The organism is Nocardioides sp. NPDC127503 (assembly GCF_040302165.1).
In the GTDB taxonomy this organism is placed as follows: domain Bacteria; phylum Actinomycetota; class Actinomycetes; order Propionibacteriales; family Nocardioidaceae; genus Nocardioides.
Genome location: NZ_JBEORH010000007.1, coordinates 194,134 through 214,244, shown reverse-complemented (window position 1 = coordinate 214,244; position 20,111 = coordinate 194,134). Strand labels below are relative to the sequence as shown.

Here is a 20,111-nt window from a genome sequence, read left to right as displayed (position 1 = left end):
AGTTGCCCCGGATCAGGTATGGGACTTCGCCAGGTCCACCACGGAGGTGACGGGGCGCTCGCAGACGAACCCCCGACAGACGTACGCCGCCGCCTTCCCGTCCACGGGAGTGCGGCTGCTAAGCAGCGGGATGTCGTCGCGGGCCTCGTCGGCGACGACCACGACCGCTCCCGGCTTGCGCCGCGCGGCGTCCTCGAGGGCGTCGCGGTCGGGACCCGGCGGACCGACGACCGCGATCTCGAGTGGGCCCTCAGCCATCGTCGCCGCGGCCGCCAGCGACCAGCCGGCGAACCGGGGCGCCTTGGTCATCAGGTTGCTCGTGGCCGCAAGCGCCTCTTCGGCGGCAGTGCGATAGCGGCCCTCTCCGGTGAGCGCGTGGGCGGTGACGAGCGCATGGACCATCGCGCTGGTGCCGCTGGGGCTGGCGTTGTCGGAGGGGTCCCGGGGCCGGGTGACCAGCGCCTCCGCGTCGTCGGCGGTGTCGTAGAAGCCGCCGTCCTCGGCGCGGAAGTGGGTCAGTGCGGTGTCGAGCAGCGCTGTCGCCCGGTCGAGCCAGGTGCTGTCGCCGGTCGCCTGGGTCAGCGCCAGGAATCCCGATGCGACGCAGCCGTAGTCCTCCAGCACTCCCGCGTGCGCGCCGGCCGCGCCGTCGCGGCTGACGCGGAGGAGGCGGACGTCCTGAGTGTGAACCCGCCACAGCAGCTCCGCCGCGGTGACCGCCGCGTCGAGATACCGCCGCTCCCCCAGCAGCAGACCGGCGTCGACCAGCCCACCGATCGCCAGCCCGTTCCAGGCCGCGACAACCTTGTCGTCGCGCGCCGGGCGTACCCGCTCCGCACGCGCCGCCAGGAGGCGGGTCTTGACCGACTCGAGCCGCTCGGTGTCGTCGGGCCGATGCCGCAGCTGCAGGGTCGAGGCACCTTCCTCGAAGGTGCCGGCCTCGGTCACCTCGAAGACCTCCGCGGCCCAGGCCCCGTCCTCGGCGCCGAGGACATCGACGAGCTCGCCCGGGGTCCAGACGTAGAACTTCCCCTCGACCCCTTCGCTGTCGGCGTCGAGCGCGGAGGCGAACCCACCCTCGGCGGTGCCGAGCTCGCGGATCATCCAGTCGGCGCTCTCCCGGGCGACCCGGTCGCCGAGCTCGGTGCCGAGGCGGGCGTAGAGGCCGATCAGCTGCGCGTTGTCGTAGAGCATCTTCTCGAAGTGCGGAACGACCCAGCCGCGGTCGACGGCATAGCGTGCGAACCCGCCCCCGACCTGGTCGTAGATCCCGCCGCCGGCCATCGCTGCCACGGTCCGGGAAAGCATGTGCGAGACCCGTGAGTCCGCCCCGAGCGACCCGGCCGCCCGCCGCAGGAACTCCAGCACCATCGACGGCGGGAACTTCGGGGCACCCCCGAACCCGCCCGCCATCGGATCGAACTCCTTGGCCAGCGTCTCCACCGCGGCATCGACGTCGACCTGCCAGTCGCCGGCAGCCCCGGCTGTCCCGGAGATGTTGGCCAGATGCTGACGTACGTTCTCCGCCACCGCCCCGATCTCCGAGCGCCGCTGCGTCCACGCCTCCGAGAGCGCCTGCAGCACCTGCGTGAACGCCGGCTGCCCATGGCGCGGCATGTCCGGGAAGTAGGTGCCGGCGAAGAACGGGTTGCCGTCGTGGTCGAGCACCACCGTCATCGGCCACCCGCCCGACCCCGTCATCGCCGTCGTCGCCGCCATGTAGACCGCATCCACATCCGGCCGCTCCTCCCTGTCGACCTTGACGTTGACGAAGTGCTCGTTCATGTACGCAGCCGTCGTCTCGTCCTCGAACGACTCGTGCGCCATCACGTGGCACCAATGACACGCGGCGTAGCCGACCGACAGCAGCACCGGCACGTCGCGCTCGCGCGCTACGGCGAATGCCTCGGGCGACCACTCCCACCAGTCGACGGGATTGTCCTTGTGCTGCTGGAGATACGGGCTCGTCGCGGCGCCAAGTCGGTTCATGCCTCCATGATCCCGCAGGCCCAAGCGGGACTCAGTCTTCGAGCGGGCCCAGGGAGGGCCCGGCGACGAACCGGGCCGACGGATCGGCGAGCACCTCCAGCTCCAGTACGACCAGCTCGTTGCGGTCCGGCCGAAGCACTGGGCCCGGCACGAAAAGGGTGTGCTGCGGCCCGCGCCGCCAATAGCGCCCCAGGCAGAAGCCGTTGACCCAGGCGATGCCCTTGCCCCAGGCAATGGTGTCGAGGAAGAGGTCGACGTGGGGCTCGGCCGAGAAGTCTGCGCGCCACGCGGTGGGCCCGACCCCGGAGCCACCGCCGTCTGGTGGGCTGGTCTCCCACAGGCGCGGCACTCGGTCGAGGTCGATGGCCAGGACCTCCCAGTTCGTGAGCGGCACCCCGTCGAGCAGAGCCGGCCCGACCAAGCCCTTGTGCTCACCGATGCGGGCGCCGTAGTTGACCCGGCCCTGGTCCTCGACGACCAACTCCAGTCCGCCGCGCCCGCGCGGCAGCGCGATCGCCCGCTCGCTGTGCTCCCGCTCGAGGATGCCGACCGGAGCGCCGTCGAGGAAGACGGCGGCTCGGTCACGGACCTCGCCGAGGGTGAGGACGCCCGGGCTGTCGCCCGGCAGCTCGGTCCGGTAGACGGCCAGGCGAGTGTCTGTCTCCAGCTCGTCCAGCACCGGCGGCGACTCCCAGCTGCTCCAGGAGCCCCAGCGCGCGGGGTCGTCGAGCAGCCGGACCGGCTCGCCCAACGCCACCGTCTGCTCGGGGGCGAGACCGGCTGCGCCGGGGATCTCAGCCGGCACCGGGGCATAGCGGGCGATGACGTCGCGGAACGCGAAGTACTTCGCGGTCGGGTTCCCGGCCTCGTCCAGGGGAGCGTCGTAGTCGTACGAGGTCACCGTCGGCCGGTAGATCCCCTTGTCGTTGGCCCCGCTGGTGAGGCCGAAGTTCGTGCCGCCGTGGAACATGTACACGTTGACCGAGGCTCCTGCGGCGAGGAGGGCATCGAGCTCCTCGGCGGCCTGCTCGACGGGGGTGGTGTGGTGCCGGCCTCCCCAGTGGTCGAACCAGCCGTCCCAGAACTCCATGCACATCAACGGCCCGGTCGGCTGGTGGTCGCGGAGGGTGCGCAAGCGGTTCACGCTGTCCGAGCCGAAGGAGCTGGTACGCAGCACCCCGTCGATTCCGCCGGCGGTGAGCATGGCATCGACAGGCTGGTCCACGGTGACCAGCGGCACATCGATGCCAGCTCCACGGGTCATCTCCACGAGTGCCCGCAGGTAGCTCCGGTCGTCACCGTAGGCGCCGTACTCGTTCTCCACCTGGACCAGCAGCACGGGTCCGCCCAGGTCGACCTGGTGCGGGCGCACGAGCGCCAGGACCTGCTGGAGGTACTTCTCGACCTCGTCGAGGAAGCGCGGCTCGTGGCGGCGGATCCCGACGCCCGGCTCCCGGAACAGCCAGGGCGGCAGCCCGCCGTTGTCCCACTCCGCACAGATGAACGGCCCCGGACGCACGATCGCGTGCAGGCCAGCCTCCCCCACCAGGCGCAGGAACCGCGGCAGGTCGAGGATGCCGTCGGTGTCGAAGACGCCCGGGCGGGGGCTGTGGGCGTTCCATGGCACGTACGTCTCGATGGTGTTGAGGCCCATCAGCCTGGCCTTCTCGATCCGGTCCGCCCAGTGGTCGGGGTGGACCCGGAAGTAGTGCAGCGCGCCGGAGAGGATCCGGAACGGCTCACCGTCGAGGAGGAAGTCGGACTCGCCGATCGTGAACTCGGGCATGCCTACCTCTCGCGAGGACCGACAGCCGCCGCTCCGCGAGGTGCGGCGGCTGTCGGTCCTGTCAGTCGTGGGTCAGTTGACGCTGAAGCCCTGCTCGTCGCCGTACTTCACGAGCGCCTCCTGCCAGGCTCCCAGGCCGTCCTCGAGGGCGGAGTGGGTCTGGTAGGACTTGCCGACGGTGTCGCCGTAGATCGTGTCGGCGTACAGCTGGTACGGCAGGTACTCCCAGCCCTCGACCACCTGGGTGGCCGCTTCTGTGAGCACCTGGTTGACCTGCTGGCCACCGAAGTACTCGAGCTCCTTGTCGACGAACGCCGGGTCCTGCAGGTCCGCGACCGTGGCCGGGAAGCCACCGCTCTCCAGGAACGGCTCGACGCCCTCCTCGTGGTTGAGCCAGCGCACGAACGCCGCCGCCAGCGCGGGGTTCTCACTCTGGTCCAGCACCGACTGGGTGCTGCCGCCGTTCTCGGAGGTCACCGGCTGCCCGTCGTACGTCGGCATCGGCGCGGCCCGCCACTTGCCCGCACCGTCGGGTACGGACTGCTCGAACACGCCGGGCGCCCAGGCGCCGAGACCGATGGACGCGATGGTCCCGTCACCCAGCGCCTTGTACCACTCCTCGGTCCAGCCGGGGATGGTGCAGACCAGCTCGTCCTCGATGAGCTGGTTCCACACGCCCGTCCACTTCTGCGTGCCCTCGTCCTGCAGATCGATCGTGACGCTCTCGCCGTCGGACTGGAACGGTGTGCCACCGGCCTGCCAGATCATGCTCGTCGTGAACCCGGCGTCACCGCTGTCGTTGGTGATGCACTGCGACGGGTTCGCCTTCTTGATGGTCCGGGCGGCCTCGACGTACTCGTCCCACGTGGTCGGCACCTCGAGCTTGTGCTCGTCGAAGACCTGCTGGTTGTAGAAGAGCGCCATCGGGCCGGAGTCCTGCGGCAGCCCGTAGAGGCCCTCGCCGGCATGCACAGAGGCCCAGGTCGACGGCGTGTAGTCCGACTCGAACTCGTCGAAGCCGTACTGGCCCAGATCGACCAGGTCGCCGGGCAACGCGAACTGCGGCAGCGCCTTGTACTCGACCTGCGCCACGTCGGGGCCGCCGGAGCCGGCCTTGATCGCATTCTGCAGCTTCGTGTAGTGGTCGTTGCCGGTGCCGGCGTTGACCAGCTTCACGTCGACCTTCGGGTACTGGTCCTCGAATGCCGCCACCTGGGCCTCGGCGGACGGGGTCCACGTCCAGTAGGTGATGGTGCCACCTTCCTCGAGGGCGGCGTCGAGGTCTGCGGCCGTGGCTTCGCCTCCGCCTCCGCCGCCGCCCCCGTCGCCCGAGCCGCAGCCGGCGAGCACGGAGGCGGCTGTGAGGGCTGCCGCGACGAGGGCGATCCGGCGGGATCTGCGCCCATTGATGATCAACATGGCGTTCCTTTCATTTCACTGTTTGACGCTTCCCGCGCTCAAGCCGGACTGCCAGAACCGCTGGAGGAGGAGGAAGGCGATGACGAGCGGGGCGATGGTCAGCAGGGAGCCTGTGACCACCAGGTTGTAGACAGGCTGGGCGTTCGCGCCCGTCGCCTGAGCGCTCCACTGGGTGAGGCCCACGGTGAGCGGATAGAGCTTCGGCTCGCTGAGCATGATCAGCGGCAGGAAGTAGTTGTTCCACGTCGAGACAACGGCGAACAGCAGCACCGTGACGATGCCGGGAGCGAGCAGGCGCAGAGAGACCGTGAAGAAGATCCGAATCTCGCCGGCGCCGTCGATGCGCGCCGCCTCGAGCAGCTCATCCGGTACGGCGTCCGCGGCGTAGACCCACATCAGGTACAGGCCGAACGGGCTGATCAGCGAGGGGATGATGATCGCCCACACCGTGTTGGTGAGCCCCATGTTCGAGAACATCAGGAACGTCGGCACGGCCAGCGCGGTGCCGGGCACGGCCACCGCGCCGATGATGACGGCGAAGACCGCCCTGCGTCCGGGGAAGCGGTACTTGGCCAGGCCGTAGCCGGCCGCGGTGGCCAGCAGAGTCGCGCCGCCTGCACCCACCACGACGTAGAGAAGGGTGTTCGCCAGCCAGCGCAGGAAGATGCCGTCGCGGTAGGTCAGCGTGTCGCGTACGTTGCTGAAGAACGCGAACTCGTCGCCGACCCACAGCCCCGGGCTCGAGAACAGATCCGCCTGTGTCTTGGTGGCACTCAGGATCAGCCACGCCAGCGGCACCAGCGTGTAGACGAGGAACAGCGCCATCAGCACTGTCAGCAGCGGCGAACGTCGCGGCGCCAGCGGCGACGTGCTCACCCGGCTCGTCATTTCATCGCCTCTCGTGAGCCGCGGAGCTGGACGGCGTACGCGATCACCGCGGTCAGCAGGCCCATCACGATCGCGACCGTCGCCGAGTAGTTGTACTGCTGCCCGCCGAAGGACAGGTTGTAGGCGTAGAGGTTCGGTGTGTAGTAGGTCGTGATGATGTTGGGCTCCAGCGTGCGCAGGATGTTCGGCTCGTTGAAGAGCTGGAAGGTCCCGATGATGGAGAAGATCGTGGCGATCAGGATGGCCCCGCGCAGGGCCGGGATCTTGATCGAGAGCACGGTCCGCAGCGCCCCGGCGCCGTCGAGCGCGGCGGCCTCGTAGATCTCGCCGGGCACGGTGCGCAACGCGGAGTAGAAGATCAGCATGTTGTAGCCCACGAACTCCCAGGTCACGATGTTGGCGATCGAGGCGAGCATCCAGTTCTGGCTGAGCGGCGCGATCGAGGTTCCGAACAGGTCGTTGAAGTCGGCGGCCAGCCCGAAGTTGGTGCCGTACATGAAGCCCCACATCAGAACGGCCACGACGCCGGGAACGGCGTAGGGCAGGAAGATGAAGAGCCGGAAGAAGCTCGTGCCGTAGAGCCGGGCGCTGTCGATGGCCAGCGAGGCCACCAGGGCGAGGCCGAGCATGATCGGTACCTGGACGACGAAGAACAGCAGGACCCGCAACGAGCCGTCCCAGAACTTGTCGTCGGTGAACACGTCGACGTAGTTGTCCAGACCGACGAACTCCGTGGTGCCGAAGAACGCCTGCGCACGGAAGAGGCTGAGGTAGGCGGCGTAGGCGATCGGCGCCAGGAAGGTCAGCGCGAAGACCGCCAGGAACGGGCCGACGAAGATCCACCCCTTCTTATCGGTGCGCGACCACCGGCGACCGGGCACGGGCGGTCGCCCACCACCGCGGATCTCCCGGCTTCTCTCCAGCTGGGTCACGGTCCCACCTCCCTTCACCGCCTTTCGGTGGCGGCCTGTTAACGTCAACAGGTACAGTGACGCACGACACATGTTGACGTCAACAGGTTGGCGGAAGGATTATTCGGTCCATGGGGACAGACAGCACCGCCGGAGCACCAGTTCCACGGCGAGGGGCCTCACAGGCCGACGTTGCCCGGATCGCCGGAGTCTCGGGGCAGACGGTCTCGCGAGTCGCGAACGGCGCCCGCTATGTAGACGCGGCCACCCGGGAGCGGGTGCTGTCCGCGATGCGCGAGGTCGGCTATCGGCCCAACCGGGCCGCCCGGGCGCTGCGCAGCGGACGGTTCCAGAGCATCGGTGTGATCGCGTTCGAGCTCTCCAGCGTCGGCACCACCCACACCCTCGACGCGGTCGCGACCGCCGCCACCGAGACCGGGTACGCCATCAACCTGCTGCCGGTGCTGGACGCCACCCAGGACGCCGTACGAGCGGCCTTCGACCAGCTCGGCGAGCAGGCGGTGGACGGCATCATCATCCTGGTCGAGACGCACCGGCTCGACGGCGTCGCCGTGCCGGATGGACTGCCGGTCGTGGTGGTCGACTCCAGCGCGGAGTACGACTACCCGATCGTCGACAACGACCAGACCCACGGAGCACGGTTGGCCACCGAGCACCTGCTCGACCTCGGGCACGAGACCGTCTGGCACGTCGCCGGGCCCGAGCTGTCCTACTCCGCGCGGCGCCGCCGGGCGTCGTGGCAGGCGACGCTCGAGACCCACGGCCGAGTGGTGCCGCCGGTGGTGTCGGGCGACTGGTCGACCGGCGCCGGCTACGAGGCCGGCCTCCGGCTGGCCGACAACGAGGAGGTGACCGCGGTGTTCACCGCGAACGACCAGATGGCCCTGGGACTCCTGAGAGCCCTGCACGAGCGCGGTCGCCGGGTCCCCGACGACGTCAGCGTCGTCGGCTTCGACGACATGGAGGAGGCGGCGTACTTCTGGCCGCCACTGACCACCGTCCACCAGTCGTTCGACGAGGTCGGCCGGGGCGCAGTCGATGCCCTGATCCGGGAGATCCAGTCCGGCGAGCACGAGCACCAGGAGGTCCTCGTGCCGGCCCGGCTGGTGGTCCGGGCCAGCACAGCCCCGCCCCGCAGGACGACCGGATGAGCCGGCGACGCCACCGGTGGGTGCGGTGGCCCGAGTCGCTCGCGGTCGAGAGCGCTCGCGGACCGCTCGGCTTCGGGGCCGACTACAACCCCGACCAGTGGAGCCGGGAGGTGTGGGACGAGGACGTCCGGCTGATGCGTCAGGCCGGGGTGAACATCGTCTCCCTCGGGATCTTCTCCTGGGCGCGCCTGCAGCCGACCCAGAACACCTGGGACTTCGCGTGGCTCGACGAGGTCATGGATCTCCTGCACGCCCACGGCATCGCCGTGGACCTCGCCACCGCGACCGCCTCGCCGCCGCCCTGGTTGGCCGCCCGGCACCCGGAGATCCTTCCTGTCACGCGCGCCGGCGAGACCATGTGGCCGGGCGCTCGGCAGCACTGGCGGCCGACGTCACCGGTGTTCCGACAGCACGCCCTGGCGGTCGTCGAGGCGATGGCGAGCCGGTACGCCGACCACCCGGCGCTCGCCGCTTGGCACGTCTCCAACGAGCTCGGTTGCCACAACCTCTACGACTACTCCGACGACGCCGCGGCGGCGTTCCGCACCTGGCTGTCGCAGAGGTACGGCGACCTCGACGGGCTCAACCACGCCTGGGGCACCGCGTTCTGGTCGCAGCGCTACAGCGACTGGCGCGAGGTGCTGCCGCCGCGGCTGGCGCCCACCATCCCCAACCCGACACACCAGCTCGACTTCAAGAGATTCTCCTCCGACGCCCTCAAGGGCTACCTGCGCGCCGAGCGGGAGATCCTCGACCGGCTGACCCCCGACGTACCGGTGACCACGAACTTCATGGTGATGGGCCACTTCAACGGCATCGACTACGCCGACTGGGCGTCCGAGGTCGACTTCGTCTCCAACGACCACTACACGCTCGTCGACGACAGCGCCCGCGACGAGCTGTCGTTCTCGGCCAACCTGACCGGCGGCATCGCCGGCGGTGAGCCGTGGTTCCTGATGGAGCACTCGACCAGCGCGGTCAACTGGCGCGCGATCAACCCGCCCAAGGCGGAGGGCGCGCTGGTGCGGGACTCGCTCACCCACGTGGCACACGGTGCGGACGCCGTCTGCTTCTTCCAGTGGCGGCAGTCCCTGGCCGGCGCGGAGAAGTACCACTCGGCGATGGTGCCCCATGCCGGTGAGGACAGCGAGGTCTACCGGACGGTGGTCCGACTGGGCGGTCACCTCGAGCGGCTCGCCTCCGTCGTCGGGTCGCGACGCCTGCAGGCCCGGGCCGCGATCCTCTTCGACATCGAGTCGTCGTGGACCCTCGACCTGGAAGCCAACCCGAGCTCCTCGGTGAGCCATCGGGCGGAGGCGCTCGACTGGTACGTCGCGTTCCTCGCGCTCGGTGTCCGGGCTGACGTCCTGCCCGTCGGCGCGCCGCTCGACGGATACGACGTGGTGGTGGCGCCGGTGTTGCACGTGATGCCGGCCGCGACGGCCGACCTGCTGAGGGAGTTCGTCGACCGCGGTGGCCACCTGGTCACGACGTACTTCTCCGGCGTCGTGGACGAGAACAACCACGTGTGGCCGGGCGGCTACCCGGGTGCACTGCGCGACCTGCTCGGCATCCGCATCGAGGAGTTCGGGCCGCTCCTGGACGGCGTCGAGGTCGTTCTCGACGACGGCAGCACCGGGACCCGGTGGACCGACCGGATCACCGCGACGGCTCCCAGCACGCAGGTGCTCGCGACGTACAAGACCGGCCTGCAGGCGGGCCGCCCGGCAGTGACCCGGCGGGCCCTGGCTCGCGGATCGGCCACGTACGTCTCCACCCGGTTGGGTGCGGATGGTCTCGAGCCGCTGCTGGCCCGACTGCTCGAGGCCGCCGGGGTGGACAGCGAGGTGCCCGAGGGGCTTCGCGGCCGGGTGGAGCTCGCCATCCGCGCAGACGGCGAGAGGGAGTACTGGTTCCTGGTCAACCGGACCGACGACGTGGTCGACCTCGGCGAGCTGGGCGATCTCGGCGATCTCGGCGAGCCGATGTTCTCCTCGGGTGCCGATCGCGGCGTCGCCGAGCTGGCGGGCTCCGGGGTGGCCGTGTTCACCCGTACCGCCCGATGACCAGCGAGACCCGCGCCGCACGCGGCGTGCACCTCCGGCGCGGCGACACGAGCCTGGTTCTCCGACTGGATCCGACCGAGCTCCCGTGCATCCTCCACTGGGGACCGGACCTCGGCGAGACCGCGGTCGAGCACCTTCCCGACCTTCTCCGCTCGCTGGAGATGCCGAGCCTCGACGGGGCGATCTACCAGCACTCGTGGGCATCCGTACTGCCGCAGCAGACCAGCGGCTGGGTGGGTCGTCCGGGGCTGCTGGGCAGCCGCGCCGGCCAGGCCTGGGCGCTCACCTTCGACGTGGTGGACCACACGGTCACCGAGTCAACCGACTGCACCCGGCTCACCAGCGTCGCGCTGGACAGGCCGGCCGGTGTGGAGGTGACCACCGAGATCGAGCTGTTCGGGAACGGTCTGCTGCGCCTGCGTGCCTGCGTGCGGAACCTGGCGGCGACGCCGTACGAGGTGACGCTGCTCGAGCCGGCTCTGCCGGTGCCGGCCGAGGCCGACGAGCTCCTGGACATGGCAGGGCGGCACGCCCACGAGCGCACCCCGCAGCGCCACGCGTACACCCAGGGACAGCACGTCCGCGAGGCCTGGGGCGGTCGTCCCGGCCACGACTCGGCCACCGTGCTGTGTGCCGGCCGGTCCGGGTTCGGCTTCCGTGCCGGTCGGGTCTGGGGTGTTCACCTCGGCTGGAGCGGCAACCAGGTGCTGTGCGCCGAGAACTCCTTCACCGGCTGGAAGCTGCTGCGCGGAGGCGAGCTGCTCATGCCCGGCGAGATCGTGCTGGGCCACGACGAGACCTATGCCTCGCCCTGGCTCTACGCCTCCTGGGGCGAGGGGCTCGATGCCTTCTCTGGCCGCTTCCACGAGCACCTGAGGGCGCGGGACTCGCACCCACGGCGCGCGCGACCCGTACTCCTCAACACCTGGGAGGCGGTCTACTTCGACATGGACCCGCAGAAGCTCGTCGAGCTCGCCGAGCGTGCTGCCGACCTGGGCGTCGAGCGGTACGTCCTCGATGACGGCTGGTTCAAGGGGCGGCGCGACGCCACCAGCTCCCTGGGTGACTGGGTCGTGGACGAGGACGTGTTCCCCGACGGGCTCACCCAGCTGGTGAAGACCGTGCACAACCTGGGCATGGAGTTCGGCCTGTGGTTCGAGCCCGAGATGGTCAACCTCGACTCCGACGTGGCACGGGAGCATCCCGAGTGGATCCTCGGCACCCACGCTGGTCCTGGCATCAGTTCGCGCGACCAGCATGTCCTCGACCTCACCAATGAGGACGCCTGGGACCACGTGTTCGGTCAGATCTCGGCGCTGGTGGAGCGCTACGGCATCGCCTACATCAAGTGGGACCACAACCGTGCCCTGACCGGCGCGGGTCGCGGCCGGGACCGCCACCCCGGCGTCCACCTGCAGACCCTTGCTGCCTACCGCATGATGGACGCACTCCGTACGCGGCACCCCGGGCTCGAGATCGAGTCCTGCTGCGGCGGCGGCGGGCGCCTCGACCTGGGAGTCCTCGAGCGGACAGACCGAGCCTGGGTGTCCGACTGCATCGACGCGCACGAAGGGCACCGTCTGGTCCGGTGGACCGGGCTGACCCTCCCGCCCGAGCTGATGGGCACCCACGTGGGATCGAGCACCGACCACACCACCGGACGCCAGCACACCCTGCGCTTCCGCGCCGGCACCGCGGTGTGGGGACACCTCGGCATCGAGTGGGACCTCACCACCATGACGGACGAGGAGCGCGAGGAGCTTCGGGCCTGGATCGCCCTGCACAAGCGGTTCCGTGGACTGCTCCACTCTGGCCGCGTCGTGCGGGCGGACACCGTGCACGACGGCCTCCAGCTGGACGGCGTGGTGGCTCCTGACGGGCGCGAGGCGCTGTTCCGTCTGTCGGCGCTCGACCTCACCCTGGGCCAGCCGGCCGGCCGCATCCGGTTCCCCGGCCTGACCCCGGAGACGGCGTACCGGGTGACACCGGTGCCTCTTGCGGTGTCACCCAAGAACCGCCCACGACCCGCGTGGTACGACGGCGGCGCGGTGATGAGCGGCCGACTGCTCGACGAGGTCGGCATCGTCGCGCCCCTGCTGGAGGCCGACGACCTGGTCATCGTGCACCTGGTCGCGGAGGTGGCAACCCCTCTGCCGCGACGGGGCTGATCCCCGGCCGCGACACCCGGGATTCGTCGCTCGTTCGCGCCCTGTTGGTCTGGCCAAGCTCCACATGACGTACGGGTCCGATTGGCTGACTCACGCCTTACCGCTCGGGCTGGCATGCCAGCCATCGCCAGCAACAGGACCCCCACATGAACCAGATCAAGTTGGTCGTCGCCGGCGCAGTGGCCACCCTGGGCGCGATCGCCTTCAGCGGACACTTCGCGGACCCCGCACCGTCCGCCACCGACAAGGCGACCGCCGCGGCCGGCAGCAACAACACCCTTCGGATCGGTGTCGACAGCACCGAACCCGTCTACTACCAGAGCGGCGGCGCGACCAAGGGCTTCGACTACGAGATGGCGCACAGTGTCGCCGAAGGCATGGGCGTCGAGCCTGAGTTCGTGGCGATGGACTTCAACGAGCTCTTCCCGGCCCTGCGAGCGGGAAAGATCGACATGATCGGGGCCCAGGTCACGAGCACCTCAGAGCTCGAGAGGGAGTTCGACTTCAGCGCGCCGTACTTCTCGACGTACGTTGCCTTCCTCACCCCCAAGGGATCGACCATCCAGACGCGCGGTGACGTCAACGGGAAGAAGATCGCGGTCGTCGACGGAGCCATCCAAGGGTCCTACCTCGAAGAGAAGTACCAGGACGTCGAGATCGTCAGGGCCCCCAACGTGGGCGCTGCCATCGGGTTGATCGAGCGAGGCGAAGCGGACGCGTTGTTCCATGGAGCTCCGTACGCTCAGTCGATCATCAAAGGCGCACCCATCACCCTGGAAGAGCCGATCGTCTACCCGGTCAAGGACGCCCCGATCGGATTCGTGATGCGCTCCGGCGACCAACGTAAGGGACAGATCGACGAGGTCCTGAAGGACATGGTCCTCGACGGCGAGTGGCTGAGGATCAAGACCGCCTACTTCGAGGCAGACCCGCTCTCCGACGTGTTCCGCAACAAGGGATCCTGAACCCTGACCTCGGCGATCTCCGACCGCCGCTGCGTCCACGCCTCTGAGAGCGCCTGCAGCACCCACGTGAACGTTCACTCTCAACAGACACGGTCGCGCGAATCCGGTCGGCACTACGGGCTTCACGGGCGATATGTTCAGTAACCATTTACTCCTGCGTTAAGTGTTGCTACTTTCTGGGGAATCGGTGGCGGAGCGCCGCCCCGCCAGAGAGGGGAACTACCGCGATGAGGCTTCACCCAGATGCAGAGAGGTTCCTTGAACTAACGGCCGAGGCTCCTCCGCTCGACACCCTGACCGTCGAGCAGAACCGTGAGGACCTCGAGAAGGCGGTCGAGCTGACCGGCGATGCCGTGCCGATGGAGCGCGTCGAGGACGCGGAGATCAACGGCGTGCCGGTCCGCGTGTACGTGCCGTTCGACGCTGCGGAACCTCAGCCGTGCGTGGTCTACTTCCATGGTGGCGGCTGGACGATCGGCACGCTGGACCTTGCCGACACCACGGTGCGGGAGATCGCGGCCGAAGCTGGCGCCATCGGCATCAGCGTGGACTACCGACTCGCGCCCGAGCACCCCTTCCCCGCGGCTATCGAGGACGCCCTCGCCGTCGTGACCGCTGTCCTTCGAGGGGAGACCGACTTCAACATCGACCCCGAGAAGGTCGCAGTAGCTGGTGACAGCGCCGGCGGAAACATCAGTGCAGTGGTGGCACAAGAACTCCGCGGCCACACGCCCGCGCTGGTTCACCAGGGTCTGATCTATCCCGTCACCGATCTGTCAGAGATGGACACTGCCAGCTATCGCGAGTTCAGCGAGGGGTACTTCCTTCGCGCCAGGGACCTTGTGTGGTTCTTCGACCAGTACATCAGCCCCGACCAGCGTGAGGATGTCCGTGCGTCACCGGCCCGCAACGGGGATCTCACCGGGCTGCCGACGACGACCCTGATCGTCGCCGAATGCGATCCGCTACGGGATGAGGGAGAGGCGTACGGTCGCGCCCTGGCGGAACAAGGAAACGAGGTGTCGACAGTGAGGTTCCTCGGCCAGACGCATCCTTTCGTCTACCTCGGCGGTGTCGTCAACGACGCCCACGTAGCGCGCCGATTCCTAGGTCAACAATTGGGGGCGTCGTTCACGCGGTAAAGCCCATCGATTGCTGACTCGGCGGCAGGACCTCGTCAGATGCTTGGCTGCGGTTCCGATAGATCTTTGGGGCGCTTAGGACGCATCATCGAGTGCGACGTCAGCCGGCCGCATCCGCAATCGGTCGAGCAACGTGTCGAGCAAGGCGACCTCGGCCTGCGTGAAGTCGCGGAACAAGTGGTTGACGTTGGATTGCTGGTGCAGCACGGCTTCGTCCAGCTTGACCCGACCCGCCTTCGTCACCTCGGCCAAGGTCACCCTACGGTCCCGGGGGGACGGAACTCTGGTGACGTAGCCGGCCGCGTCCATGCGGTCGATGAGTTTGGTGATGCCTCCGGTCGTGAGGGCGGTCTGGGTTGCCAGATCGCCCATCGTCAGCTGCCCACCGTCAGAGCGGGCGAGGCGGAGCAGCACCTCGAACCAGGTGTGCGGGAGCCCGCACTGCGCCTGCAGCTGCCGGCCCATCCACCGCTCTGACCGACTGCTCGCCTCGATGAGCCGTCCAAAGGTCGTCAGCAAGGGGTCGTCGATGGGAGAAGCGGCGTCTGACGTCCGGGGCGGCATAGATCAACCATACCCGAATGACTGGACCGGAAGACTCTTCCATCCATATATCTTCCTTGTCATTAATTGACTAGCAAGATATTTCCTCTACGCTGGAGACAGGCCAGCCACCACAGAGGCGGGCGCCCACATCAAGGAGTGAACCCATGCGAGTTGCGATCATCGGTAGCGGCAACGTCGGCCGGGCGATGAGCCAGGCAGTTGTCAAGGCAGGACACCAGGTGGCACTGAGTGCTGCCGACCGCGAGAACGCGGCGGCCGCCGCAGCCGAGGTAGGGGCCGACGCGGCCGAGAACAACGTGGCCGCAGTGGCCGGTGCGGACGTGGTCATCCTCGCCGTGCCAGGCAACGTGGCGGCAGAGGTCGCCCAGGAGATTGCCTCCGCTGCTGCAGGCAAGACCGTGATCGACTCGACAAACCCTCTGAACGAGACCTTCACCGACCTGGATATCGAAGAGACATCAGCGGCCCAGGAACTCCAGCGCCACCTGCCTGATGCTTCCGTGGTCAAGGCGTTCAACACGATCTTCGCCGGACGGCACGGCGATCCGCAGGAGGAAGGCGTGCCTCTCGATGCGTACTACGCCGGTGACGATGTTGGCGCGAAGCAGGTCGTGGCACAGCTGGCCGAGTCCCTGGGTTACCGGCCGGTCGACGTCGGAGGGCTGCGAATGGCAAGGTCGCTCGAGGAGATGGCCTTCCTGAACATCACACTGAACGCGACCAACAGCCTGCCATGGCAGAGCGGCTGGAAGCTGCTAGGACCCGTAGAGGCCTGACTGGCGACCCACATCGGCTCGAGTACCTCACGACCCGGCAGGCTGCGGCAACAGGCAGCCGAGTGCCGGGTCGTGAGGCGGTCCGTCTCGAAGTTTCGTCAGGAGTGCCGGCAGGTACAACGGTCCGCCACCACTCCCCCGTAGCTTGGGTCGTGGCTAGATCTCCCGCGGATCCACCGCTGAGGCCAACGGCACGAGCGCTTCCGCACAATGACGATATGCGAGGCACAGCGGCACCCGCAGCACGGCATTGTTGGACGACTGCGCCTTCACCTTCTCGACCAGCTCCGGCATTTCTCCGAGCGCCTGCAGAGCCGGCTCCAGCGGCAGTTCGGCCATGACGACGGCCAAGGAACGCCGCGCCTCCGCCGGGTCGAGAACCGCCTTGGGTCCGTCTCCGGCTGCGGCCTGAAGGATCGACCGCGTGTTGGTGACGGCGCCCAGGATCGCTTGAGACTGCACGACGACGTCTTCCACGTCGTCAGCGCCGTGGGAGGTCGTGGACAGCGAGTCGAGAATGGTGTCGAGATCCTGGAGGTGCTGCAACAGGTGCTTCGAGCACGCTCTGATGTCGCTCATCGATGCCATTAGGTGCTCCTGGGTCTAGAGATGAGTGGGTGTGGAGTTCTCGAAGAACGACAGGTAATCGACCATGTCGATGTCATCGCGGGAAAGACTCGCGGCGTTCTCAGAGAAGAGAGCAGCCGCGGCGTCCATCGACCACGCCGCCAGCAGAAGCAGCCTTCCCGACTCGGCGCGGTTGCTGCGGATCGCTGCCGGCGTGAAGTCCACTCGCTCCAGATAGTCGAGCGCAACGAGCAGGAGCTTGCCAGCCATCAATCGCTGCTTCGCGCCTCTCAACGTGACAGACAGCACCGAGATCCACGGCCACGCATCAGGAGTGGCCGGGTCGAGCAACACCTTGTCGGCGTTCCAGGTCAGCTTCATCACGTCAACGAGCCACTGCCCCTTGTTTGCGAATCGCTCGCCTTCGGACTTGAGCTTCTCCTTGAGCATCCGGATCTCTTCCGGCTGACCCTGGCCCTCCATGAACAAGATGCCGGCACTCGCAACGGCGCTCAGCGGGTTGAGGTCCGGGCATCCAGCCGCGCCGAAGCGCCGGTCGGAGGTATCGAAGGGAGGAGTACGTGCCGGCTCCTCCGCCCGCTGCCAGTAGTCTCCGAAAACCTTCAACCTGTTCGCCTCCCGACTCATGTCGGCTGCGACCTCGAGGATCAGCGTGGCGTTGAAGCGCATGTGCTCACGGTGATACAGAGCGATGTTGTGCCGGGCATTGTGCGCCGAAGCCTCCGGGGTCATGAGGCTGTGGTCGTGCGGTTCCATGACGAACTCCTTACGACATTGATTGATGGGACGCAGCGCGAAGGCGCTCAGCCCCGCTTCGAGCTGACGATCGCGGTGACCTCGATCTCCACGAGCATCTCGGGAACAGCGAGGGATGAGACCTCGATGAACGTGTGAGGCGGGCGCGGAGCGCCCTCCAGCTCTTCACCTTGGACCTCGAAGTAGGTCCAGATATTCGAGCGGTCGGTGACATAGGCCGTCATCCGAACTACGTCGGCCAGGGTTGCGTCGTGCGCGGCGAGCACAGACTTGATCTTCTGGAAGGCCACGTGGGTCTGTGCGCGGAAGTCCCCGTCGCCCAGGATCGTCACCGTCTGCGGGTCGGTCGCCTCCGGATCCTCCGAAGAGACGCCGGAGAGGAAGAGGAACGTGGTTCCGGCGCTTTCCACGACGGCGACGTCGCTGAACAGGTCACGCGCCCAGCCTGCGTTGTGATTGACGTTCGTCTTCGAGACAGCGACTGCGTTCATGACGGGTTGTCCTCTCGGGGTGGTCATCGGATCTCCGACGTTAACTGCAATCGATTGCAGCGTCAAGGGTGATGATTGGGCCGCATTCCATGCGCGAACCGGGTGAGTCGCCCGGCAGGTCGGACTCAAGCAGAGGCATCTGACTGCAATCGGTTTCTACCGAACGCGCGCAACCGGCCATGTCGTACGTCTAGTACGGATTGGCCACGAACAGCTCTTGGGCGGGGAAGCGTGTCAGGACCTCGACTCCGTAGTCGGTGACAACCACTTCCTCTTCGATCCGCGCGGCCGATATTCCGTCCGACGCCGGACAATAGGTTTCCAACGCAAACACCATGCCCGCCTGCAGCTCGACAGGGTCACGCATCGAGTTCAAGCGCGAGATGATCGGGCGCTCGTGGAGCCCCAGCCCGAGACCATGCGCAAATTGCAGGCCAAAGGCCGCCAGCTCGTTCTCGAAGCCGAACTCCTCAGCCTTCGGTAGCACCGCAGCCACCTCGTCGGAACCCACACCCGGACGGATCACATCCAACGTGCGGTCCATCCACTCGCGCGCCCGCGCATACGCGTCGCGCTGACTCGGCGTTGCCCAACCGACTCCGAAGGTGCGGTAGTAGCAGGTCCGGTATCCGTTGAAGGAGTGGATGATGTCGAAGAACGCCTGGTCCCCCGGACGGATGATGCGGTCGGTGAAGTTGTGAGGATGCGGGTTGCAGCGCTCGCCGGAGATCGCGTTCACCGCCTCGACCTGGTCACTGCCGTACTCGTAGAGCCGCTTGTTTGCCAGGGCCACGATCTCGTTCTCCCGAACACCCGGCTTGAGGACATCGACAATGTCTTGGTAGACCCCGTCGACCATGGCGGCCGCTTGGTTCAGCAGCATGATCTCGTCCGGACTCTTGATGACTCGCGCGTCGAGCATGCGCTGTTGAGCATCCACGACAGCAAGCCCCTGACGCTGGAGCTCGAACATGAAAGGCGGCTCGACGATATCGACGCCCAGCGGAGCATCCGCGACGCCGGCTGCGCGCAACAGCGAAACGATCTCGCTGACCGCCTCGCGCATGAGGCCGCCACCCTCAGGGTCGACCGCTCCTCGGAAACCGAGGAAGCCTGCACGATAGTTCTGCTCCGGCAGCCAGTCCGAGTGGAGCTTGTGGTGCCGTACGGCTGAGCCGAAGTCCCACAGGATCGGGTCCTGGTCTCGGATGAGCAGAGCGTAGCGGATCATCTTGTCGCCCAAGGCACCACCGATCCAGGTCTGGGTGGTGTAGCGGATGTTGTAGAAGTCGAACAGCAAGAAGGCGCCACACTCGCTTTCCTCGAGTGCTGCCTTTGCCCGACCCAGGCGGTAACGACGCAGCCGGTCGAAGTCGACTCGGTGCTCGTAGTCCACCGCGGTCTGGCCCGGGGCGCCGATCGGCTGCTGGCCCAGGGGACGCTGGCTCGGCCGTTCGAAGCCGCGCTCGGCGCTGGTGCGGCGATCGTCAGGCTTCATCTGCTACAGCCCGTCGCTCACGTCAGCGTTCTCGGACTCGAGAACGAGCCCAGAGCCGCGCGCAGCCGTGAGGATCAGCGAAGCAAAGTCCTGCTCGACGTTTCCTCCCCCGGCTTCCTGCGCTACGAGGTTGCGCACCACAGAGGCAACCGGCATCACGACACCCAGATCCTGGGCCGCGTCCAGGCCCAGGTCGAAGTCCTTTTGCAGAAGGACGTTCGTGAAGGTGGGCGTGAAGTCGAGATTGACCAGAGCTGGAGTCTTGTACTGCGTGAACACCGAGCCCATGACCGAGTCGTTCATGAACTCCAGGAAGTCCTGGCGCCGTACTCCCGCCTTCTCGGCAAGGACCGTGATCTCCGACAGCGACTGGATCACAACGCCGAGAAGGACGTTGTGCGCGATCTTGACGATCCGGGCGACCTCTCCGTCGCCGACGTACGTCACGCGACGACCCCACGTTTCCAGAAGCGGACGTGCGGCCTCGAAGACATCGCGCGGGCCTGATGCGACTACCGTCAGCTTGCCCGCCGCGATCACCTTCGGGTTACCCGACACGGGCGTCGCCAGGAATCCTGTTCCCCGGCCCTCCGAGGCCGCCCGGACTTCCTCGCTGACCTCCACGGACACGGTGGAAGCATCGGCGATGATCTTGGGCGCATGAGCGCCGGCGGTCAGCAAGCCATCGTCCTCAAGCATCACGTGCCGCAGATCATCGGGTCCGGACACCATGCTGAAGACGATCTCCCGGTCGGCCAGGTCGACCGGCCGATCCACCACCTTCGCCCCGAACTCGGTCAGCGGATCCGCCTTCGCGCGAGTGCGGTTGTAGACGGCAACGTCATAGCCGGCTTCCAGCAGCCGCTTGGCCAACTGGTAGCCCATGCGTCCAGTGCCGATCCAGCCAACCGTGGGTTTCATGGTCATTC

The 20,111-nt window shown here is 67.6% G+C and carries 17 protein-coding genes; 6 read left to right on the top strand and 11 right to left on the bottom strand.

What is annotated here, in order from left to right:
- Window positions 1-12 precede the first annotated feature (12 nt).
- From ABTW65_RS17560 to ABTW65_RS17540, 5 genes are all read right to left on the bottom strand, one after another.
- Window positions 13-1,989, bottom strand: coding sequence for a thioredoxin domain-containing protein (locus tag ABTW65_RS17560; protein WP_350662309.1), 1,977 nt, complete (start codon window positions 1,987-1,989; stop codon window positions 13-15).
- A gap of 31 nt (window positions 1,990-2,020) precedes the next feature.
- Window positions 2,021-3,775 carry a glycoside hydrolase family 35 protein gene (locus ABTW65_RS17555; protein WP_350662307.1) on the bottom strand — a complete coding sequence of 585 codons (1,755 nt, stop codon included), beginning with the start codon at window positions 3,773-3,775 and terminating at the stop codon, window positions 2,021-2,023.
- A gap of 72 nt (window positions 3,776-3,847) precedes the next feature.
- Complete coding sequence (locus ABTW65_RS17550) at window positions 3,848-5,194, bottom strand: ABC transporter substrate-binding protein (protein WP_350662305.1); 1,347 nt, start codon at window positions 5,192-5,194, stop codon at window positions 3,848-3,850.
- Window positions 5,195-5,209: 15 nt separating this feature from the next.
- Window positions 5,210-6,082, bottom strand: a complete 873-nt coding sequence (locus tag ABTW65_RS17545) for a carbohydrate ABC transporter permease (protein WP_350662303.1) — start codon at window positions 6,080-6,082, stop codon at window positions 5,210-5,212.
- Window positions 6,079-7,014: a carbohydrate ABC transporter permease gene (locus tag ABTW65_RS17540; RefSeq protein ID WP_350662301.1), complete on the bottom strand. Its 936-nt coding sequence runs from the start codon at window positions 7,012-7,014 to the stop codon at window positions 6,079-6,081. Before ABTW65_RS17540 ends, ABTW65_RS17545 begins: the two co-directional genes overlap by 4 nt.
- Window positions 7,015-7,124: 110 nt before the next feature.
- Here ABTW65_RS17540 and ABTW65_RS17535 point away from each other — a divergent pair, with 110 nt between their 5' ends.
- The 5 genes from ABTW65_RS17535 to ABTW65_RS17515 all read left to right on the top strand — a co-directional run bounded on the left by ABTW65_RS17535 (window position 7,125) and on the right by ABTW65_RS17515 (window position 14,506).
- Window positions 7,125-8,165, top strand: a complete 1,041-nt coding sequence (locus ABTW65_RS17535) for a LacI family DNA-binding transcriptional regulator (RefSeq protein ID WP_350662299.1) — start codon at window positions 7,125-7,127, stop codon at window positions 8,163-8,165.
- The gene (locus ABTW65_RS17530) at window positions 8,162-10,231 is read left to right on the top strand and encodes a beta-galactosidase (protein ID WP_350662297.1); all 2,070 of its coding nucleotides are present in this window, start codon (window positions 8,162-8,164) and stop codon (window positions 10,229-10,231) included. The genes ABTW65_RS17535 and ABTW65_RS17530 overlap by 4 nt, the downstream gene beginning before the upstream one ends.
- On the top strand, window positions 10,228-12,399 hold the full coding sequence (locus ABTW65_RS17525; protein WP_350662295.1) for an alpha-galactosidase: 2,172 nt from the start codon (window positions 10,228-10,230) through the stop codon (window positions 12,397-12,399). Before ABTW65_RS17530 ends, ABTW65_RS17525 begins: the two co-directional genes overlap by 4 nt.
- Before the next feature lie 146 nt (window positions 12,400-12,545).
- The gene (locus ABTW65_RS17520; protein ID WP_350662292.1) at window positions 12,546-13,364 is read left to right on the top strand and encodes a substrate-binding periplasmic protein; all 819 of its coding nucleotides are present in this window, start codon (window positions 12,546-12,548) and stop codon (window positions 13,362-13,364) included.
- 227 nt (window positions 13,365-13,591) lie between these two features.
- The gene (locus ABTW65_RS17515; protein ID WP_350662290.1) at window positions 13,592-14,506 is read left to right on the top strand and encodes an alpha/beta hydrolase; all 915 of its coding nucleotides are present in this window, start codon (window positions 13,592-13,594) and stop codon (window positions 14,504-14,506) included.
- Window positions 14,507-14,581: 75 nt separating this feature from the next.
- On the opposite strand, the gene ABTW65_RS17510 is transcribed toward ABTW65_RS17515, so the two are convergent.
- A complete protein-coding gene (locus tag ABTW65_RS17510) occupies window positions 14,582-15,070 on the bottom strand; it encodes a MarR family winged helix-turn-helix transcriptional regulator (RefSeq protein WP_350662288.1) in 489 nt (162 codons plus the stop codon).
- Between the two features lie 146 nt (window positions 15,071-15,216).
- Between ABTW65_RS17510 and ABTW65_RS17505 the strand changes: the two genes are divergently transcribed.
- Window positions 15,217-15,849, top strand: coding sequence for an NADPH-dependent F420 reductase (locus ABTW65_RS17505; RefSeq protein ID WP_502890605.1), 633 nt, complete (start codon window positions 15,217-15,219; stop codon window positions 15,847-15,849).
- A gap of 156 nt (window positions 15,850-16,005) precedes the next feature.
- On the opposite strand, the gene ABTW65_RS17500 is transcribed toward ABTW65_RS17505, so the two are convergent.
- The 5 genes from ABTW65_RS17500 to ABTW65_RS17480 form a co-directional block, all read right to left on the bottom strand.
- Entirely contained in the window at window positions 16,006-16,437 is a 432-nt protein-coding gene (locus ABTW65_RS17500) for a hypothetical protein (RefSeq protein ID WP_350662286.1), read from the bottom strand.
- A gap of 15 nt (window positions 16,438-16,452) precedes the next feature.
- Window positions 16,453-17,193 (bottom strand): hypothetical protein, encoded by a 741-nt coding sequence (locus tag ABTW65_RS17495; RefSeq protein WP_350662284.1) that lies wholly within the window; start codon window positions 17,191-17,193, stop codon window positions 16,453-16,455.
- 47 nt (window positions 17,194-17,240) lie between these two features.
- Window positions 17,241-17,684, bottom strand: coding sequence for a RidA family protein (locus ABTW65_RS17490; protein ID WP_350662281.1), 444 nt, complete (start codon window positions 17,682-17,684; stop codon window positions 17,241-17,243).
- Between the two features lie 190 nt (window positions 17,685-17,874).
- Entirely contained in the window at window positions 17,875-19,182 is a 1,308-nt protein-coding gene (locus ABTW65_RS17485) for a M24 family metallopeptidase (protein WP_350662279.1), read from the bottom strand.
- Between the two features lie 3 nt (window positions 19,183-19,185).
- Window positions 19,186-20,109 carry an NAD(P)-dependent oxidoreductase gene (locus tag ABTW65_RS17480; RefSeq protein ID WP_350662277.1) on the bottom strand — a complete coding sequence of 308 codons (924 nt, stop codon included), beginning with the start codon at window positions 20,107-20,109 and terminating at the stop codon, window positions 19,186-19,188.
- Between the last annotated feature and the right edge of the window lie 2 nt (window positions 20,110-20,111).

Coding starts and splice junctions, on each gene's coding strand:
- ABTW65_RS17525 (WP_350662295.1), top strand. CDS start 10,228: ATGACCAGCGAGACCCGCGCCGCACGCGGCGTGCACCTCCGGCGCGGC.
- ABTW65_RS17535 (WP_350662299.1), top strand. CDS start 7,125: ATGGGGACAGACAGCACCGCCGGAGCACCAGTTCCACGGCGAGGGGCC.
- ABTW65_RS17495 (WP_350662284.1), bottom strand. CDS start 17,193: ATGGAACCGCACGACCACAGCCTCATGACCCCGGAGGCTTCGGCGCAC.
- ABTW65_RS17515 (WP_350662290.1), top strand. CDS start 13,592: ATGAGGCTTCACCCAGATGCAGAGAGGTTCCTTGAACTAACGGCCGAG.
- ABTW65_RS17490 (WP_350662281.1), bottom strand. CDS start 17,684: ATGAACGCAGTCGCTGTCTCGAAGACGAACGTCAATCACAACGCAGGC.
- ABTW65_RS17510 (WP_350662288.1), bottom strand. CDS start 15,070: ATGCCGCCCCGGACGTCAGACGCCGCTTCTCCCATCGACGACCCCTTG.
- ABTW65_RS17560 (WP_350662309.1), bottom strand. CDS start 1,989: ATGAACCGACTTGGCGCCGCGACGAGCCCGTATCTCCAGCAGCACAAG.
- ABTW65_RS17485 (WP_350662279.1), bottom strand. CDS start 19,182: ATGAAGCCTGACGATCGCCGCACCAGCGCCGAGCGCGGCTTCGAACGG.
- ABTW65_RS17505 (WP_502890605.1), top strand. CDS start 15,217: ATGCGAGTTGCGATCATCGGTAGCGGCAACGTCGGCCGGGCGATGAGC.
- ABTW65_RS17555 (WP_350662307.1), bottom strand. CDS start 3,775: ATGCCCGAGTTCACGATCGGCGAGTCCGACTTCCTCCTCGACGGTGAG.
- ABTW65_RS17480 (WP_350662277.1), bottom strand. CDS start 20,109: ATGACCATGAAACCCACGGTTGGCTGGATCGGCACTGGACGCATGGGC.
- ABTW65_RS17520 (WP_350662292.1), top strand. CDS start 12,546: ATGAACCAGATCAAGTTGGTCGTCGCCGGCGCAGTGGCCACCCTGGGC.
- ABTW65_RS17530 (WP_350662297.1), top strand. CDS start 8,162: ATGAGCCGGCGACGCCACCGGTGGGTGCGGTGGCCCGAGTCGCTCGCG.
- ABTW65_RS17500 (WP_350662286.1), bottom strand. CDS start 16,437: ATGGCATCGATGAGCGACATCAGAGCGTGCTCGAAGCACCTGTTGCAG.
- ABTW65_RS17545 (WP_350662303.1), bottom strand. CDS start 6,082: ATGACGAGCCGGGTGAGCACGTCGCCGCTGGCGCCGCGACGTTCGCCG.
- ABTW65_RS17550 (WP_350662305.1), bottom strand. CDS start 5,194: ATGTTGATCATCAATGGGCGCAGATCCCGCCGGATCGCCCTCGTCGCG.